This window comes from Pseudomonas sp. HLS-6 TE3448, from assembly GCF_053629555.1.
The window spans coordinates 2,539,814-2,556,783 of sequence record NZ_JBRJIO010000001.1 but is presented as its reverse complement, the minus strand read 5'-3'; the positions used below and the strand labels follow the sequence as shown (position 1 = coordinate 2,556,783).

Sequence of the window (16,970 nt, the reverse complement as noted above, 5' to 3'; positions counted from 1 at the left end):
TAGGCTGGAAGATCTAATGGTCTGGTGGTAAAGCCCCATTTTTGCCCCATCACCTTTTGCAAAATCACGCAAAGCATTGATGAATAAAGCAATTTCAGATTTCTCCGCACACACTCCGATGATGCAGCAATACTGGAAGCTGAAGAACCAGCACCCAGATCAGCTGATGTTCTACCGCATGGGCGATTTCTACGAAATCTTCTACGAAGATGCGAAGAAAGCCGCAAAACTCCTGGACATTACCCTGACTGCCCGTGGGCAGTCCGCGGGCCAGTCGATCCCCATGTGCGGTATCCCCTTCCATGCAGCTGAAGGCTACCTGGCCAAGCTGGTGAAACTGGGAGAGTCGGTGGTGATCTGCGAGCAGATCGGCGATCCGGCAACCAGCAAAGGGCCGGTCGAGCGCCAGGTCGTACGTATTATCACCCCAGGCACGGTCAGCGATGAGGCGTTGCTTGATGAACGCCGTGACAACCTGATCGCTGCCGTACTGGGCGATGAACGCCTCTTTGGCCTTGCAGTACTGGACATCACCAGCGGCAACTTCACCGTTCAGGAGCTCAAGGGCTGGGAGAACCTGCTGGCCGAGCTGGAGCGAATCAACCCGGTGGAACTGCTGATCCCGGATGATTGGCCACAAGGCTTGCCAGCCGAGAAGCGTCGTGGCGCCAGACGCCGGGCACCCTGGGACTTCGACCGTGACTCAGCCCGCAAGAGCCTGTGCCAGCAGTTCGCAACCCAAGACCTTAAAGGTTTTGGCTGCGAGAAGCTGACCCTGGCCATCGGTGCTGCCGGTTGCCTGCTGGGCTACGCCAAGGAAACCCAGCGTACCGCCCTGCCCCATCTTCGCAGCCTCAAACACGAACGGCTTGACGATACTGTCGTACTCGACGGTGCCAGCCGCCGCAACCTTGAGCTGGACGTCAACCTCGCAGGCGGTCGCGACAATACCCTGCAATCGGTCATCGACCGCTGCCAGACCGCCATGGGCAGCCGTTTGCTGACCCGTTGGCTGAACCGCCCCCTGCGCGACCTGAAGGTGCTGCTGGCACGCCAGAGCTCCATTCGCTGCCTCCTCGATGGCTACCGCTTTGAAAAGCTGCAGCCACAGCTGAAGGAAATTGGCGACATCGAACGGATCCTGGCCCGGATTGGCCTGCGTAATGCCCGCCCTCGCGACCTGGCTCGCCTGCGCGATGCACTGGGTGCATTGCCTGAGCTGCAAAACGCAATGGCCGAGCTGGAGGCACCGCACCTGGCACGCCTGGCGGCTATCGCCGGCACCTACCCGGAACTGGCTGACCTGCTGCAAAAAGCGATCATCGACAATCCGCCTGCGGTGATCCGCGACGGCGGCGTCCTCAAGACGGGCTATGACAGCGAGCTGGACGAGCTGCTGTCGATGAGCGAAAACGCCGGCCAGTTCCTGATTGACCTGGAGGCTCGCGAGAAAGCTCGTACCGGCCTGGCCAACCTCAAGGTCGGCTACAACCGTGTCCACGGCTACTTTATCGAACTGCCCAGCAAGCAGGCTGAGCAGGCACCTGCCGACTACATCCGTCGCCAGACCCTCAAAGGTGCCGAGCGCTTTATCACGCCTGAGCTGAAAACCTTCGAAGACAAGGCGCTGTCGGCTAAAAGCCGCGCATTGGCGCGGGAGAAAATGCTCTATGAAGCGCTGCTGGAAAACCTGATCAGCCATCTGCCGCCCTTGCAGGACACTGCCGCGGCACTGGCAGAGCTGGACGTCCTGAGCAACCTGGCAGAGCGCGCGCTGAACCTCGATCTGAACTGCCCAACGTTCGTCGACGAGCCGTGCATGCGGATCAACCAAGGCCGCCACCCGGTGGTCGAGCAGGTACTGACCACCCCGTTCGTGGCCAACGACCTGGCACTCGATGACAACACCCGCATGCTGGTGATAACCGGTCCGAACATGGGCGGTAAATCCACCTACATGCGCCAGACCGCATTGATCGTGCTCATGGCACACATCGGCAGCTTCGTACCGGCGGCCAGTTGCGAGCTGTCGCTGGTTGACCGCATCTTCACCCGGATCGGCTCCAGCGATGACCTGGCCGGCGGCCGCTCGACCTTCATGGTCGAGATGAGCGAAACCGCCAACATCCTGCATAACGCTACGGAACGCAGCCTGGTGCTGATGGATGAAGTGGGGCGCGGCACCAGTACCTTCGATGGCCTGTCGCTGGCCTGGGCCGCAGCCGAGCGCTTGGCGCAACTGCGCGCCTATACGCTGTTCGCCACGCACTACTTCGAGTTGACCGTACTACCCGAGAGCGAACCGCTGGTAGCCAACGTGCACCTCAATGCCACCGAACACAACGAACGTATCGTGTTCCTGCACCATGTACTACCTGGCCCGGCCAGCCAGAGCTACGGCCTCGCGGTTGCCCAACTGGCCGGCGTACCTGGCCCGGTTATTCAGCGTGCCCGCGAACATCTAGGCCGCCTGGAAACCGCGAGCCTGCCGCATGACGCAGCGCCTGTAGCCGACAGAGGCGCGCCAGCGGTGCCGCACCAGAGCGATCTGTTCGCCAGCCTGCCGCACCCGGTGCTGGAGGAAATCAGCAAAACCGATATTGATAACCTGACACCTCGTCAGGCGCTCGAAATGCTCTATACACTAAAGACTCTGATCTAACGCACCGTCCCACAAGCTGATAGAATCCCGCGCGGTTTGGCGACACTGCAGATTACTAGCCTGGTCTGCAGCCATCTACCAAACCCCGCGGCCCTGTCTGGAAGGGCTGTGCTGCCGTCGCCTGAGGAGAAAATTAGAAATGACCTTCGTCGTCACCGACAACTGCATCAAGTGCAAGTACACCGACTGCGTAGAAGTCTGTCCGGTGGACTGCTTCTACGAAGGCCCGAACTTCCTGGTCATTCACCCGGATGAGTGCATCGACTGTGCGCTGTGCGAGCCTGAATGCCCGGCACAAGCCATTTTCTCTGAGGACGAAGTGCCTGAGGATATGCAGGAGTTCATCCAGCTGAACGTTGAGCTGGCTGAGATCTGGCCAAACATCACCGAGAAGAAAGATGCACTGCCCGATGCCGAGGAATTCGACGGTGTCAAAGGCAAGATCAAGGATCTGGAGCGCTAAACGCTCTCGTTCTACGCAAAAGGCCCCTACAGGGGCCTTTTCTTTTTTGCGGACAAAAAAAAGGGGCGGTTTGACCCGCCCACATTTTTTCCGTAGTCCCTTTATTCCCTTTCATCATCCTGATGAATCGCATCCTGCGATGTCCTTGACCCTCATCCTTGAAGGCCTGTGTCCAAATCCGTGGACACAGGGCAGATAGTAATCGCTGGAGCGCCTGGAGCAACTGGCAAAACCTCTCAAAAAAAGACCTGAGGGTTACCCAAGCAAAAATAAAAATCCTTATTTATCAAACAGATAAACAAATACCGACTGTGAAAGCGGCAACGATTTACTCGCGCCTACAGCTTTGGCTTACGCACACTGTAAGTGATCACTTACAACAGCATGCACAGTAACAACACACGGGTAGTCTTTGGCTCATACCAACATGTTTCAGCCCCGGGCGACCCGGCGCTAGCTCAACACAAACAAAAACACCCCGAACCAGTCGGGGTGTTTTTCACTGCATCGGCGTTACTGGAACAGCGACTCGCTGGACAGACCGTTCTTCTCCAGAATCTCGCGCAGGCGCTTTAGCCCCTCAACCTGGATCTGGCGAACCCGCTCCCGGGTCAGACCGATCTCCAGGCCAACATCCTCAAGGGTACTGCTCTCGTGGCCGCGCAAGCCAAAACGGCGAATCACAACCTCACGTTGCTTGTCAGTCAACTCACTGAGCCACTGGTCGATGCTCTGGGACAGATCATCGTCCTGAAGCAACTCGCAGGGGTCAGTCGGTCGATCGTCAGTGAGGGTATCAAGCAGGGTCTTGTCAGAATCAGGCCCCAGCGAAACATCGACTGAAGACACGCGCTCGTTAAGGCCCAGCATGCGCTTGACCTCACCAACAGGCTTCTCCAGCAAGCTGGCAATCTCTTCCGGCGACGGCTCGTGATCGAGCTTCTGGGTCAGTTCCCGAGCAGCACGCAGGTAAACGTTCAGCTCCTTGACCACATGGATCGGCAAGCGGATGGTACGGGTCTGGTTCATGATCGCCCGTTCGATGGTCTGCCGGATCCACCAGGTGGCATAGGTAGAGAAACGGAAACCACGTTCAGGATCGAACTTCTCGACAGCACGGATCAACCCCAGGTTGCCTTCCTCGATGAGGTCAAGCAGCGAAAGCCCCCGATTCACATAGCGCCGGGCAATTTTTACCACCAGACGCAAGTTGCTCTCGATCATGCGCTTACGCCCAGCAGGATCACCACTTTGCGACAGCCGCGCAAAATGAACTTCTTCCTCAGGCGAAAGCAGGGGTGAGAATCCGATTTCATTCAGGTAAAGCTGAGTAGCATCAAGTGCTCGGGTGTAGTCGATGTACTTGTGCTGTTTGAGTGACGAGCCGTGTTTGGCTTTGGTCCGAACCGAAGATACAGCAGGTTCGTCTGACACCACATCCGTTTCCAAAACGATACCGGTCTCCATCAGGAGAACCTCATCGTCGATGTCAAACTCCGGCACTTCTTTACTGAGAGCCATTGTTATAGTCCTTTGCTGAGTTCGAACTCAGACTCGAGCGTCACCTGATCCTTGGTAGCGCTGGAGCCTGTCCCCACTACGCGAAGGAACAGGCAAGGCACAAGCGGTCAACGACGCGGCAGGAATTGCAACGGATCTACGGGTTTCCCCTGACGGCGAATCTCAAAATGAAGCTTCACCCGGTCAGTACCCGTGGACCCCATCTCGGCAATTGTCTGCCCTGCCTTGACCTGCTGCCCCTCCCGAACCAACAGCCTACGGTTATGACCGTAAGCACTGACGTAGGTGTCGCTGTGCTTGATAATTACCAACTCGCCGTAGCCCCGCAAGCCACTTCCGGCGTACACCACTGAACCATCAGACGCAGCAAAAACAGGCTGTCCCAAATCACCGGCGATATCAATGCCTTTATTCAAACTACCGTTTGAAGCAAATTTACCAATTAACACACCACTCGCAGGCCACGCCCAGCCCCCCACTGCACGCTCCGATGCCGGCACCTGAACGGGCGCAGGCGCGCTGCTGGCGGCACTCGACGAGGTGCTTGTGGAAGGCGCTGGGGTACCCACCGGGCGCCGGGTAACCGTGGTCTTGCTTGACGACGAGGAGCTGCTGACCACGGTCTGTGAGGCAGTACCCGACGCACCACCGGAACGGCCATCGAAACGAATAGCCTGCCCAGGACGAATGGTATAGGGCGGCGCAATATTGTTGCGCGCAGCCAACGCCTTGTAGTCCCAACCGTATCGGAAAGCGATGGAGAACAGGGTGTCACCTGGACGTACGACGTACTGCCCTGTGGTCACGGCAGGACGCTTGGGCGCCGCATTATTGCGGTCCACCACGCCAACGCTGCTCGAAGAAGTGCTGGAACAACCCGTAACCAGCGTACCAAAGGCAAGTGCAATCACCAGAAGCCTGAAGCTCGATAGACCCATACGCTGCCGAATGACTGTGTGACTCACCCGCCGCTCCCTCTAATGGTGACCGATAAGAAAAATGAAATAATGTTGCAATTATAACTGAGCGTGCGCCTATTGCGGCGGGCTCACGCAGCACAAATTTACTCAGGATGTTTGCTCAGGCCTGGCAAATAGACCTGCAGCCTGCAGCAGAATTCGCTCACGCAGAAAAAAGCCTGGCTCAAGCACACCGGGCCGTTGAGCAATGGCACAAAACGCACCGCCCCCATCGCGCGCTGGGAGAAACCGTTCTCCTCACGAACGATCAACATCAACTGCTGCAACTCTCCTGTAGCGCCCACCGGAATGACCATGCGCCCACCGGGCGCAAGCTGATCAAGCAAGGCTTGCGGAACCTCGGGAGCAACCGCAGTGACGATGATCCCATTGTAAGGGGCCAGGGCTGGCCAACCTTCACAGCCATCGCCCCAACGGAACACCACGTTACGCAGATTGAGTTCGAGCAAACGCTCCTTGGCCCGGTCTTGCAGCACCTTGATGCGTTCAACCGAAAACACTCGCTCAACCAACTGCGACAGAATCGCGGTCTGGTAACCAGAACCCGTGCCAATCTCCAGCACTTTGTCCAACGGACCCGCTTCGAGCAACAACTCACTCATGTGCGCCACAATAAAGGGCTGGGAGATGGTCTGGTTGTTACCAATCGGCAGCGCTGTATCCTCGTAGGCGCGGTGCGCCAGCGCTTCGTCGACGAACAGATGGCGTGGCGTGCGGCGAATGACCTCCAACACCTGCGGATTGGAGATCCCCTCTTCACACAACCGCTGGATCAGTCGCTCACGGGTTCGCTGAGAGGTCATGCCAATACCGCGGCGCACCAGATCGTCCTCACGCATCAGAGCACACCCTCCAACCAACCATCGAGTTGTTCAAACGCCTCATTGAAGGTGCGATCGAGCTGCAGCGGGGTAATCGATACATAGCCCTGCATCACCGCGTGAAAATCGGTGCCCGGGCCGCCGTCCTCAGCATCGCCAGCCACCGCGATCCAATAGCCTTCCTTGCCGCGCGGGTTAACCACCTTGGTCGGCGCAGCTGCACGCGCACGGTGACCGAGACGCGTCAGCTGGATACCACGGATGTGCTCCAGCGGGAGGTTCGGAATATTGACGTTAAGCACTGTGCGCGGGGGCAATGTCAGGCGGCTCTGCGCCTCGACCAGCCTGCGGGCAATATAGGCAGCCGCTGGCAGATTGTCGGGAAGACGCGACAACAGCGAAAACGCAAACGAGGTTCCACCGAGGAAGCGCCCTTCCAGTGCGGCAGCGACCGTACCCGAATACAACACATCATCGCCCAGGTTGGCGCCCAGGTTGATGCCCGAAACCACCATGTCGGGGGTATACGGCAACAGACCATTAAGGCCCAGGTGCACGCAGTCGGTGGGTGTGCCATTGAGGCTGATGTAACCGTTGGCCAGGGTCTGCGGGTGCAGCGGCCGGTCAAGGGTCAGCGAGCTGCTCGCGCCGCTTTTGTCTTGATCCGGGGCAATAACCACACACTCGGCATAATCCGCCAACGCAGCGTGCAGTGCGGCAAGTCCGGGGGCAGTAACCCCATCATCGTTTGAAATCAGAATACGCATGGGCTGTCCGTCTGCCCTGCCGGCGCCAGGTCGATGAGTTCACGCACCACAACGGTGGCGAAGCATCCGGCCGGAAGGACGAATTCCAGTTGCAGGATATCAGGCTCGGGATAATGCCACGTCAGACCGCCAATGGGCAGCCGCAGAATGCGTCGCTCGTGACTCATGCCGGCCTTGCTCAACCATTGGCACAACGCCGCCTCTTCTTCGCCGATGCGCTGCTCCAACTCAGCAACAGCACCACCTGTGGCAGAGTGCCCCTCACCCCACAGTGGACCGGTTGGATGCAGGTCAAGTATCGAAAGACGAGGATCTTGGCACTCAGCCTCCCCTGCCGGGAAAAAACTGCGGCTGTCGGTGAAGGCCAGCAAGTCACCGACCTGCGCCTGGTTCCAGGTGCCATTGGCAACGCGGGCCGCCAGCACCCGGTTGAACAGGTAGCTGCGCGCAGCCGAAAGCAGCCGCGACCGCACATTGCGTTGCTCCGGCAAGGCCTGGCGGGCCGCCCAGTCACGGGCATCAACAATGTTCCCGCCGTTATGACCGAAGCGCTGCGTGCCGAAGTAGTTGGGAACACCCTCACTGCGCAACTGCTCCAGGCGAGCCTGGAGAGCAGCGGGGTCTGCAGACAGTTGAGTCAGGCGCAAGGTGAAGCCGTTGGCAGAGTGCGCACCGCGCTGCAGTTTGCGCTTATGCCGGGCACGCTTGAGGATTCGCAGGGTTTCGTTTTCTGCGCCAGACAGGTCCGGATCGGCCTTGCCCGGCAGGTGCAGGCTGAACCATTGGCGCGTCAGGGCCTGACGATCCTTGAGGCCGGCATAACTGATGTTACGCACCGGCACGCCGGCTGCACGAGCCAGACGGCGGGCAGCTTCCTCGGTGTTGAGGTCGCGTTTCTCGACCCACAGCCACAGGTGCTCGCCGTCACCGGAGAGCGGGATATCGAGTACTTCGTCGACCTGAAAATCTTCCGCGGTCGCCTTGAGCACGGCATGCCCCAAGGATGGACCCGATGCGCACGGGCCAAGCAATTCAAGTTCGGTCATGCTGACAGCAACAAGGCAACAGCGTGAACGGCAATGCCTTCTTCACGCCCGGTGAAACCGAGCTTCTCGGTGGTGGTGGCCTTGACGTTGACCTGGTCGATATCGACCTGCAGGTCTTCAGCAATCAGGGCGCGCATGGTTTCGATATGGGGCGCCATTTTCGGAGCCTGGGCAACGATGGTTGCGTCGACATTCCCGACTTTCCACCCCTTGGCCTGGACCTTGGCCAGCACATGACGCAACAGCACGCGGCTGTCTGCGCCCTTGAACTGCGGGTCCGTATCGGGAAAGTGCCGGCCGATATCGCCCAATGCTGCCGCACCAAGCAAGGCGTCGCTCAGGGCATGCAGCAGCACGTCGCCGTCGGAGTGAGCCAACAGCCCGGAAGAGTGGGCAATGCGCACACCGCCCAAGGTAATAAAATCGCCCTGTGCGAAGCGATGTACATCGTAGCCGTGGCCAATACGCATAGAAAAACGCCCTGATTGAGTCAGGGCGTGATTCTACCTGCTTTACCCGGGCTTGGGCTTGATTTGTCCGCAGCCCCTAGCGCAACGCAGCGGCATGATGACGCAGATGGTCATCGATGAAGCTGGCGATGAAGTAGTAGCTGTGGTCATACCCCGGCTGCAGGCGCAACGTCAGGGGATGATCCGCAGCACGCGCAGCCTGGGCCAAGACTTCCGGCTTGAGCTGAGTGACCAGGAAATCGTCACGATCACCCTGATCGACCAGCAATGGCAGCCGCTCGCTCGCCTCGGCAATCAAGACGCTGGCATCCCACTCACGCCAACGCGCGCGCTCCTCTCCCAGGTAACGGGAAAACGCCTTCTGCCCCCAAGGGCAATCCATCGGGTTGCTGATCGGGGCAAACGCCGAGACCGAGCGATAACGACCCGGATTGCGCAAGGCGCAAACCAATGCCCCGTGCCCTCCCATGGAGTGACCGCTGACACCGCGCTTGTCGGAGGCGGGAAAATGCGCTTCGACCAGTGCGGGCAGCTCCTCGACCACATAGTCGTGCATGCGGTAGTGCTCCGCCCACGGCTGCTCGGTGGCGTTGAGGTAGAAGCCCGCGCCAAGACCGAAGTCCCAGGCGCCGTCCGGATCACCCGGTACCTTCGGCCCTCGCGGGCTGGTGTCTGGGGCAACGATAATCAGCCCCAGTTCCGCAGCCAGCTTGTGCGCACCGGCTTTCTGCATGAAATTCTCGTCCGTGCAGGTCAAGCCGCTCAGCCAGTACAACACTGGCAGCTTGCCGCCCTGCTCCGCTTGTGGCGGCAGGTAGACCGCAAAGACCATGTCACACCCCAGCACCTCAGAGCGGTGCCGATAACGCTTGTGCCAGCCACCAAAGCTCTTTTGGCAGGATAGGTTTTCCAGGCTCATGGCTGACCTCAGAAATGGATGACGCTGCGAATGCTCTTGCCTTCATGCATCAGGTCGAAAGCCTTGTTGATGTCTTCAAGCCCCATGGTATGGGTGATGAAGGTATCGAGCGGGATTTCGCCCTTTTCAGCCATCTCGACATAGCTTGGCAGTTCGCTACGGCCACGCACACCACCGAAGGCCGAGCCGCGCCACACGCGACCGGTGACCAGTTGGAACGGACGCGTCGAGATTTCCTGACCCGCACCAGCAACACCGATGATCACGGATTCGCCCCAACCCTTGTGGCAACACTCCAGCGCTGCACGCATCAGTTGCACGTTGCCAATGCACTCGAAGGAGAAGTCCACACCACCATCGGTCAGGTCAACGATGACCTCCTGAATCGGGCGGTCATAGTCTTTCGGGTTGATGCAATCGGTCGCACCCAACTGACGGGCGATCTCGAACTTGGCCGGGTTGATGTCCACTGCAATGATGCGCGAAGCCTTGGCCTTGACTGCACCAATAATCGCCGACAGGCCGATGCCACCGAGGCCGAAAATCGCGACGGTGTCGCCCGGCTTGACCTTGGCAGTATTGAGCACTGCACCAATACCAGTAGTGACACCACAGCCCAGCAGGCAGACTTTTTCCAGCGGCGCTTCCTTCTGGATTTTGGCCACGGAGATTTCCGGCAGTACGGTGTACTCGGAGAACGTCGAGGTGCCCATGTAGTGGAACAGTTGCTGGCCCTTGTAGGAGAAGCGCGTGGTGCCGTCAGGCATCAGGCCCTTGCCCTGAGTGGCACGAATGGCCTGGCACAGGTTGGTCTTGCCAGAGAGGCAGAATTTGCACTTGCCACACTCCGGGGTGTACAGCGGGATCACGTGGTCACCTACAGCGACCGAGGTGACACCCTCACCAATGGCTTCGACGATAGCACCGCCTTCATGGCCAAGAATCGAGGGGAAGATACCTTCCGGATCGGCGCCGGACAGGGTGTAGGCATCGGTGTGACAGACACCGCTCGCCACTACACGCAGCAGCACTTCGCCCGCCTTGGGCATGGCCACATCGACCTCAACGATCTCCAGCGGTTTCTTGGCCTCGAAGGCGACGGCGGCACGGGACTTGATCATGAATCTTCTCCAACAAAGGTTCGGTTTCCAGCCTTGAAGTGTAATTCATCAACATTTGATGAATAATCCAGGCAAACGCAAAACATTAATGCTGAGCGGGGATAATCGATGGCAAGCAGTCACTGGGAAGGCTTCGATGAGTTCGTCGCCGTCGCCGAATCAGGACAGTTCACCGCAGCAGCAGAGCGCCTTGGGGTTTCGTCTTCCCATATCAGCCGCCAAATTGCCCGCCTCGAAGAGCGCCTGCAGACCCGCCTGTTGTATCGCAGCACCCGAAGGGTCAGCCTGACGGAGGCAGGACAGACGTTCCTGCAACATTGCCAGCGTTTGCAAGATGGCCGGGACGAAGCGCTGCGAGCCATGGGCGACCTTGGCAGCGAACCCAAGGGGCTGCTGCGCATGACCTGCGCAGTGGCCTATGGCGAGCGTTTCATTGTGCCGCTGGTGACCCGCTTCATGGCCCTTTACCCGCAATTGCGGGTGGATATCGAACTGACCAACCGTACACTGGACCTGCTGCATGAAGGCATGGACATGGCCATTCGACTGGGGCGCCTGCAGGACTCGCGACTGGTGGCCAGCCGCCTGGCGCCCCGGCGCATGTACCTCTGCGCCTCGCCCGCGTATCTGGAGCGCTATGGTCGCCCGCACAGCCTTTCGGAACTGGCGCGACACAACTGCTTGATCGGCAGTACGGACAGCTGGCCTTTGCAGCAGGATGGGCGTGAAATCGCACAGCGCGTACAGGGCAACTGGCGCTGCAACAGCGGCCAGGCGGTGCTCGATGCAGCACTGCAAGGCGTAGGCTTGTGCCAACTACCGGACTACTACGTGCAAGAGCACCTGCGCAGCGGTGCGCTGGTTTCGCTGCTTGAAGCGCACCAACCCCCCAACACCGCCGTGTGGGCGCTGTATCCACAGCAACGGCATCTGTCGCCCAAGGTGCGTCAATTGGTGGATTACTTACGAGAAGGATTGGCAAATCTGCCGGAGTACCGCACCCCGTAGAAGCCAGCCTGGTTGGCGGTTGGCAGTCAGCCGCGCAGCGCCCAGCGCTGACGCAGCCACTCAAGGTCTTCTGGGCGAGTGACCTTGATATTGTCACTACGTCCTTCGATCAGTCGCGGTGCCTGCCCCGACCATTCGATAGCAGAGGCTTCATCAGTGATCGCCACGTCCGCCACCAGGCTGTCGGCCAGCGCACGGTGCAGGGCACCCAGGCGAAACATCTGCGGTGTATAGGCCTGCCAGACCGTACTGCGGTCGATGGTTGCGGCCACCCGGCCCTGAGCATCTGCACGCTTAAGCGTGTCTCGCGCAGGTACGGCCAGCAATCCACCCACAGGATCATCGGCAAGTTCGGCCAGTAGCCGATCCAGGTCGGTACGTGCCAGGTTCGGTCGCGCAGCGTCATGCACCAGCACCCAGTCGGCGTCGTCAGCCCCCTGAGCATGCAACAACAGCAACGCATTGAGCACCGAGTCGGCCCGCTCACGACCACCGGCTGCACGCTGGATACGAGCATCAACGGCGCAGCGAAGACCTGGCCAATAAGGATCGTCAGCGGCGAGGCTGACAACCACGCCCTTGAGGCAGGGGTGGTCTAGAAAACAGTCGAGGCTATGCTCGAGGATTGTCCGGCCGCCCAACTGCAAGTACTGCTTGGGGCGATCGGCTGCCATTCGGGCACCAACGCCCGCAGCAGGTATCACTGCCCAGAAGGCAGGCAGGGACTGGCTCATTGCGGTAACTGGTAGAGGGTTTCGCCCTCTTTGACCATACCCAGTTCGTGGCGCGCCCGTTCTTCGACGGTCTCCATACCTTTTTTCAACTCCAGCACTTCAGCATCGAGCACGCGATTACGCTCCAGCAACCGTTCATTCTCGGCGTGCTGATCAGCGATCTGCTGCTTGAGCTCAGTGACCTGCGCCAGGCTGCCATTACCCACCCACAGACGATACTGCAGGCCGGCAAGCAACAAGAGCAGAACGAGGAACAACCAATAGGGACTGCGCATCGAGGTATCCAGTGGAAAAGACCGCTGCTTAATGCAGGTTGCTGATGGCACGAAGCCTGGCCGAAGCCAGGCTTTGTGGGCAATTGCCTGCAACAAGCATGTTGCTGTCGATCAGTATGACCGATCGGCGGCACACTGCTGTCTTTTTACCATTTCTTGCTTAGCCACGAAACTCGGCACGGCCGCGGTATACCGCTTTGGCGCCCAGTTGCTCTTCGATACGCAGCAGTTGGTTGTACTTGGAGACGCGATCGGAACGGCACAGCGAACCGGTCTTGATCTGACCCGCAGCAGTACCCACAGCCAGGTCGGCAATGGTCGAGTCTTCAGTTTCACCGGAGCGGTGCGAAATCACGGCGGTGTAGCCTGCAGCCTTGGCCATCTGGATGGCTTCCAGGGTCTCGGTCAGCGTGCCGATCTGGTTGAACTTGATCAGGATGGAGTTGGCGATCTTCTTGTCGATGCCTTCCTTCAGGATCTTGGTGTTGGTAACGAACAGATCGTCACCGACCAGTTGTACCTTCTCACCAATCTTGTCGGTCAGGGCTTTCCAGCCAGCCCAGTCGGACTCGTCCATGCCGTCTTCGATGGAGATGATCGGGAAGCGCTCGGTCAGGCCTTTCAGGTAGTCGGCGAAACCGTTGGCGTCGAACGACTTGCCTTCACCCGACAGGTTGTACTTGCCGTCTTCGAAGAATTCGCTGGAAGCGCAGTCCAGTGCCAGGGTCACGTCGGTGCCCAGTTTGTAGCCTGCATTGGCCACAGCTTCGGCGATAGCCGACAGTGCATCTTCGTTGGACGCCAGGTTTGGTGCGAAACCGCCTTCGTCACCTACCGCAGTGTTCAGGCCACGGGCCTTCAGCACGGCTTTGAGGTGGTGGAAGATCTCGGTGCCCATGCGCAGTGCGTCGGAGAAGGTCTTGGCGCCAACCGGCTGAACCATGAACTCCTGGATGTCGACGTTGTTATCCGCGTGCTCGCCACCGTTGATGATGTTCATCATTGGCACAGGCATGGAGTACTGGCCTGGGGTACCGTTCAGGTTGGCGATGTGCGCGTACAGCGGCAGATCCTGGTCCTGAGCAGCCGCCTTGGCGGCAGCCAGGGAGACAGCCAGGATGGCGTTGGCGCCCAGCTTGGCCTTGTTCTCGGTACCGTCCAGCTCGATCATCGCGTGGTCGAGGGCTTTCTGGTCGCTTGGGTCTTTGCCCAGCAGCAGGTCGCGGATCGGGCCATTGATGTTGGCAACGGCTTTCAGCACGCCCTTGCCCATGTAACGGCTCTTGTCGCCATCACGCAGCTCGAGCGCTTCACGCGAGCCAGTGGAAGCACCGGACGGCGCACAGGCACTGCCGATGATGCCGTTGTCGAGCAGTACGTCCGCTTCGACGGTGGGGTTACCACGCGAATCGAGAACTTCACGACCTTTGATGTCGACGATCTTTGCCATTGTTGTAAGCACTCCAAAATTGACGAAAACAACGCAGCTGAGAAAAATCTTTGCCCGCCGCCAGACAAGGAAAAACAGGCAAGGCAAGCCTGGCGGGGAGAGAACCCTGACCGGTTGGTCAGGGGTTGAGCGTGCGGTACTTTACCGGAGAAATGAGGATTACGCGGTTTCTACCGTCGGAAAACTCTTAACCAGATCATCCAGCTGCTTAAGCTGGGCCAGGAATGGCTCCAGTTTGTCCAGGCGCAGGGCGCATGGACCATCGCACTTGGCGTTGTCCGGATCCGGATGGGCCTCCAGGAACAGACCTGCCAGGCCTTGGCTGATGCCAGCCTTGGCGAGGTCGGTGACCTGGGCACGACGACCACCGGCCGAATCGGCGCGGCCGCCCGGCATTTGCAGGGCGTGGGTGACGTCGAAGAACACCGGGTATTCAAACTGCTTCATGATACCGAAGCCCAGCATGTCCACCACCAGGTTGTTATAGCCGAAGCTGGAACCACGCTCGCAGAGGATCAACTGGTCGTTACCGGCCTCCTCGCACTTGGTCAGGATGTGCTTCATCTCCTGCGGTGCGAGGAACTGGGCTTTCTTGATATTGATCACAGCGCCGGTCTTGGCCATGGCCACGACCAGATCGGTTTGACGCGACAGAAAGGCCGGCAACTGGATGATGTCGCAGACCTTGGCCACCGTGGCAGCCTGGTCCGGCTCATGCACGTCAGTGATAACGGGCACGCCGAACGCTTTCTTCACGTCCTCGAAAATCCGCATGCCCTCTTCCAGGCCCGGCCCACGATACGAATTGATCGAAGAACGGTTGGCCTTGTCGAAGCTGGCCTTGAACACGTAAGGGATACCGAGCTTCTCGGTCACCCGCACGTACTCTTCGCAGACCTTGAGCGCCAGGTCACGACTTTCCAGCACGTTCATACCACCGAACAGCACCATTGGCTTGTCGTTGGCGATCTCGATGTTACCGACGCGAATGATCTTCTGGGTCATGGATCAGCCTTTGTTCCGTTGTGCCAGTGCCGCCTTCACGAAACCACTGAACAGTGGGTGGCCATCACGTGGCGTGGAGGTGAACTCCGGGTGGAACTGGCAAGCGACGAACCATGGATGATCCTTGGCCTCGACAACTTCAACCAGTGCGCCGTCGCCGGAACGACCGGACACTTTCAGGCCAGCTTCGATCAACTGCGGCAACAGGTTGTTGTTCACTTCATAGCGGTGGCGATGACGCTCGACAATGACGTCCTTGCCATAGCAGTCATGAACCTTGGAACCGCCCTCCAACTGGCACTCTTGAGCGCCAAGGCGCATGGTGCCGCCCAGGTCGGAAGTTTCGGTACGGGTTTCGACGGCGCCGGTAGCGTCAGCCCACTCGGTGATCAAACCGACAACCGGGTGACCGCTGTTGCGATCGAACTCGGTGGAGTTGGCGTCTTTCCAGCCCATGACGTTACGCGCGAATTCGATCACGGCAACCTGCATGCCCAGGCAGATGCCCAGGTAAGGCACCTTGTTCTCACGGGCGTACTGAACGGCAGTGATCTTGCCTTCGACACCGCGCAGACCGAAACCACCGGGTACCAGGATGGCGTCAGCACCTTCGAGCAGGCCTGTGCCCTGGTTCTCGATGTCTTCGGAGTCGATGTAGCGCAGGTTGACCTTGGTGCGGTTCTGGATGCCGGCGTGGCTCATCGCTTCGATCAGCGACTTGTACGCGTCCAGCAGTTCCATGTACTTACCGACCATGGCGATGGTGACTTCATGCTCGGGGTTGAGCTTGGCGTCGACAACCTTTTCCCACTCGGACAGGTCGGCACCGTTGCATTGCAGGCCGAAACGCTCGACGACGAAATCATCCAGACCCTGGGCGTGCAGTACGGCCGGGATCTTGTAGATGGTGTCGACGTCTTCCAGGGAGATCACCGCACGCTCTTCAACGTTGGTGAACAGGGCAATCTTGCGACGAGAAGACACATCGACCGGGTGGTCGGAGCGGCAAATCAGTACGTCTGGCTGCAGACCAATGGAGCGCAGCTCCTTGACCGAATGCTGAGTCGGCTTGGTTTTGGTCTCACCGGCAGTGGCAATGTACGGAACCAGCGTCAGGTGCATCAGCATGGCGCGCTTGGAGCCTACTTCAACACGCAGCTGACGGATCGCTTCGAGGAACGGTTGCGACTCAATGTCACCCACAGTACCGCCGATTTCCACCAGGGCCACGTCGGCATCGCCGGCGCCCTTGATGATGCGACGCTTGATCTCGTCGGTGATGTGCGGAATGACCTGGATGGTCGCGCCCAGATAATCACCACGGCGCTCCTTGCGCAGCACGTGCTCGTAGACACGCCCGGTGGTGAAGTTGTTGTTCTGGGTCATGGTCGTGCGGATGAACCGCTCATAGTGGCCCAGGTCCAGGTCGGTCTCGGCGCCGTCGTGGGTGACGAACACCTCACCGTGCTGGAACGGGCTCATGGTGCCCGGGTCGACGTTGATGTACGGGTCCAGCTTGAGCATGGTGACCTTGAGCCCCCGCGCCTCCAGGATGGCCGCCAATGAAGCCGAGGCAATGCCTTTCCCCAATGAAGAAACAACACCGCCCGTGACGAATATGTAGCGCGTCATGAAAAACCCTAGAAGTCTGCGTTAAAGCGGTCTGCGCCGCCGGGGAAAGCGAAGGAAGGCCGAAGCCCCCGATCACCTGCGTCAATCACAGTGCAT

At 59.3% G+C, this 16,970-nt stretch carries 15 protein-coding genes and 1 pseudogene; 3 read left to right on the top strand and 13 right to left on the bottom strand.

The features are described from left to right. The first annotated feature begins 91 nt into the window (after window positions 1-91). Together mutS and fdxA are read left to right on the top strand one after the other, a co-directional pair. Complete coding sequence (gene mutS, locus AB7M23_RS11765) at window positions 92-2,662, top strand: DNA mismatch repair protein MutS (protein ID WP_454242170.1); 2,571 nt, start codon at window positions 92-94, stop codon at window positions 2,660-2,662. A 139-nt stretch (window positions 2,663-2,801) separates the two neighbouring features. Beyond that, window positions 2,802-3,125, top strand: coding sequence for a ferredoxin FdxA (gene fdxA / locus AB7M23_RS11760; RefSeq protein ID WP_065760817.1), 324 nt, complete (start codon window positions 2,802-2,804; stop codon window positions 3,123-3,125). A gap of 513 nt (window positions 3,126-3,638) precedes the next feature. On the opposite strand, the gene rpoS is transcribed toward fdxA, so the two are convergent. From rpoS to AB7M23_RS11720, 8 genes and pseudogenes are all read right to left on the bottom strand, one after another. Next, the gene (gene rpoS / locus AB7M23_RS11755; protein WP_099773745.1) at window positions 3,639-4,646 is read right to left on the bottom strand and encodes an RNA polymerase sigma factor RpoS; all 1,008 of its coding nucleotides are present in this window, start codon (window positions 4,644-4,646) and stop codon (window positions 3,639-3,641) included. 107 nt (window positions 4,647-4,753) lie between these two features. Further along, entirely contained in the window at window positions 4,754-5,611 is an 858-nt protein-coding gene (locus tag AB7M23_RS11750) for a peptidoglycan DD-metalloendopeptidase family protein (RefSeq protein ID WP_454240880.1), read from the bottom strand. Window positions 5,612-5,796: 185 nt separating this feature from the next. Further along, window positions 5,797-6,429, bottom strand: a pseudogene (locus AB7M23_RS11745) (protein-L-isoaspartate(D-aspartate) O-methyltransferase); the annotation flags it as partial. A 35-nt stretch (window positions 6,430-6,464) separates the two neighbouring features. Further along, window positions 6,465-7,214, bottom strand: coding sequence for a 5'/3'-nucleotidase SurE (surE, locus tag AB7M23_RS11740; RefSeq protein ID WP_099773742.1), 750 nt, complete (start codon window positions 7,212-7,214; stop codon window positions 6,465-6,467). Then, the gene (gene truD / locus AB7M23_RS11735; protein WP_102052862.1) at window positions 7,202-8,260 is read right to left on the bottom strand and encodes a tRNA pseudouridine(13) synthase TruD; all 1,059 of its coding nucleotides are present in this window, start codon (window positions 8,258-8,260) and stop codon (window positions 7,202-7,204) included. Before truD ends, surE begins: the two co-directional genes overlap by 13 nt. Further along, a complete protein-coding gene (gene ispF / locus AB7M23_RS11730; RefSeq protein ID WP_099773740.1) occupies window positions 8,257-8,730 on the bottom strand; it encodes a 2-C-methyl-D-erythritol 2,4-cyclodiphosphate synthase in 474 nt (157 codons plus the stop codon). The genes truD and ispF overlap by 4 nt, the downstream gene beginning before the upstream one ends. A gap of 76 nt (window positions 8,731-8,806) precedes the next feature. Further along, the gene (gene fghA / locus AB7M23_RS11725; RefSeq protein ID WP_099773739.1) at window positions 8,807-9,649 is read right to left on the bottom strand and encodes an S-formylglutathione hydrolase; all 843 of its coding nucleotides are present in this window, start codon (window positions 9,647-9,649) and stop codon (window positions 8,807-8,809) included. Between the two features lie 8 nt (window positions 9,650-9,657). Continuing rightward, window positions 9,658-10,770, bottom strand: coding sequence for an S-(hydroxymethyl)glutathione dehydrogenase/class III alcohol dehydrogenase (locus AB7M23_RS11720; RefSeq protein WP_454240879.1), 1,113 nt, complete (start codon window positions 10,768-10,770; stop codon window positions 9,658-9,660). A 108-nt stretch (window positions 10,771-10,878) separates the two neighbouring features. Between AB7M23_RS11720 and AB7M23_RS11715 the strand changes: the two genes are divergently transcribed. Further along, a complete protein-coding gene (locus AB7M23_RS11715; RefSeq protein WP_099773737.1) occupies window positions 10,879-11,778 on the top strand; it encodes a LysR substrate-binding domain-containing protein in 900 nt (299 codons plus the stop codon). A 26-nt stretch (window positions 11,779-11,804) separates the two neighbouring features. Here the strand turns inward: AB7M23_RS11715 and ispD are convergent, their stop codons facing one another. The 5 genes from ispD to AB7M23_RS11690 all read right to left on the bottom strand — a co-directional run bounded on the left by ispD (window position 11,805) and on the right by AB7M23_RS11690 (window position 16,874). Beyond that, entirely contained in the window at window positions 11,805-12,512 is a 708-nt protein-coding gene (gene ispD, locus AB7M23_RS11710) for a 2-C-methyl-D-erythritol 4-phosphate cytidylyltransferase (protein ID WP_099773736.1), read from the bottom strand. Then, window positions 12,509-12,787, bottom strand: coding sequence for a cell division protein FtsB (gene ftsB / locus AB7M23_RS11705; protein WP_099773735.1), 279 nt, complete (start codon window positions 12,785-12,787; stop codon window positions 12,509-12,511). Before ftsB ends, ispD begins: the two co-directional genes overlap by 4 nt. Window positions 12,788-12,947: 160 nt before the next feature. Beyond that, window positions 12,948-14,237 carry a phosphopyruvate hydratase gene (gene eno, locus AB7M23_RS11700; RefSeq protein WP_099773734.1) on the bottom strand — a complete coding sequence of 430 codons (1,290 nt, stop codon included), beginning with the start codon at window positions 14,235-14,237 and terminating at the stop codon, window positions 12,948-12,950. A gap of 159 nt (window positions 14,238-14,396) precedes the next feature. Continuing rightward, window positions 14,397-15,242: a 3-deoxy-8-phosphooctulonate synthase gene (gene kdsA, locus AB7M23_RS11695; protein WP_099773733.1), complete on the bottom strand. Its 846-nt coding sequence runs from the start codon at window positions 15,240-15,242 to the stop codon at window positions 14,397-14,399. A gap of 3 nt (window positions 15,243-15,245) precedes the next feature. Then, complete coding sequence (locus tag AB7M23_RS11690) at window positions 15,246-16,874, bottom strand: CTP synthase (RefSeq protein WP_099773732.1); 1,629 nt, start codon at window positions 16,872-16,874, stop codon at window positions 15,246-15,248. Between the last annotated feature and the right edge of the window lie 96 nt (window positions 16,875-16,970).

Excerpts from the sequence above, each read along its gene's own strand:
- fdxA (WP_065760817.1), top strand. The coding sequence starts at position 2,802 with ATGACCTTCGTCGTCACCGACAACTGCATCAAGTGCAAGTACACCGAC.
- rpoS (WP_099773745.1), bottom strand. The coding sequence starts at position 4,646 with ATGGCTCTCAGTAAAGAAGTGCCGGAGTTTGACATCGACGATGAGGTT.
- surE (WP_099773742.1), bottom strand. The coding sequence starts at position 7,214 with ATGCGTATTCTGATTTCAAACGATGATGGGGTTACTGCCCCCGGACTT.
- truD (WP_102052862.1), bottom strand. The coding sequence starts at position 8,260 with ATGACCGAACTTGAATTGCTTGGCCCGTGCGCATCGGGTCCATCCTTG.
- ispF (WP_099773740.1), bottom strand. The coding sequence starts at position 8,730 with ATGCGTATTGGCCACGGCTACGATGTACATCGCTTCGCACAGGGCGAT.
- fghA (WP_099773739.1), bottom strand. The coding sequence starts at position 9,649 with ATGAGCCTGGAAAACCTATCCTGCCAAAAGAGCTTTGGTGGCTGGCAC.
- AB7M23_RS11720 (WP_454240879.1), bottom strand. The coding sequence starts at position 10,770 with ATGATCAAGTCCCGTGCCGCCGTCGCCTTCGAGGCCAAGAAACCGCTG.
- AB7M23_RS11715 (WP_099773737.1), top strand. The coding sequence starts at position 10,879 with ATGGCAAGCAGTCACTGGGAAGGCTTCGATGAGTTCGTCGCCGTCGCC.
- ispD (WP_099773736.1), bottom strand. The coding sequence starts at position 12,512 with ATGAGCCAGTCCCTGCCTGCCTTCTGGGCAGTGATACCTGCTGCGGGC.
- ftsB (WP_099773735.1), bottom strand. The coding sequence starts at position 12,787 with ATGCGCAGTCCCTATTGGTTGTTCCTCGTTCTGCTCTTGTTGCTTGCC.
- eno (WP_099773734.1), bottom strand. The coding sequence starts at position 14,237 with ATGGCAAAGATCGTCGACATCAAAGGTCGTGAAGTTCTCGATTCGCGT.
- kdsA (WP_099773733.1), bottom strand. The coding sequence starts at position 15,242 with ATGACCCAGAAGATCATTCGCGTCGGTAACATCGAGATCGCCAACGAC.
- AB7M23_RS11690 (WP_099773732.1), bottom strand. The coding sequence starts at position 16,874 with ATGACGCGCTACATATTCGTCACGGGCGGTGTTGTTTCTTCATTGGGG.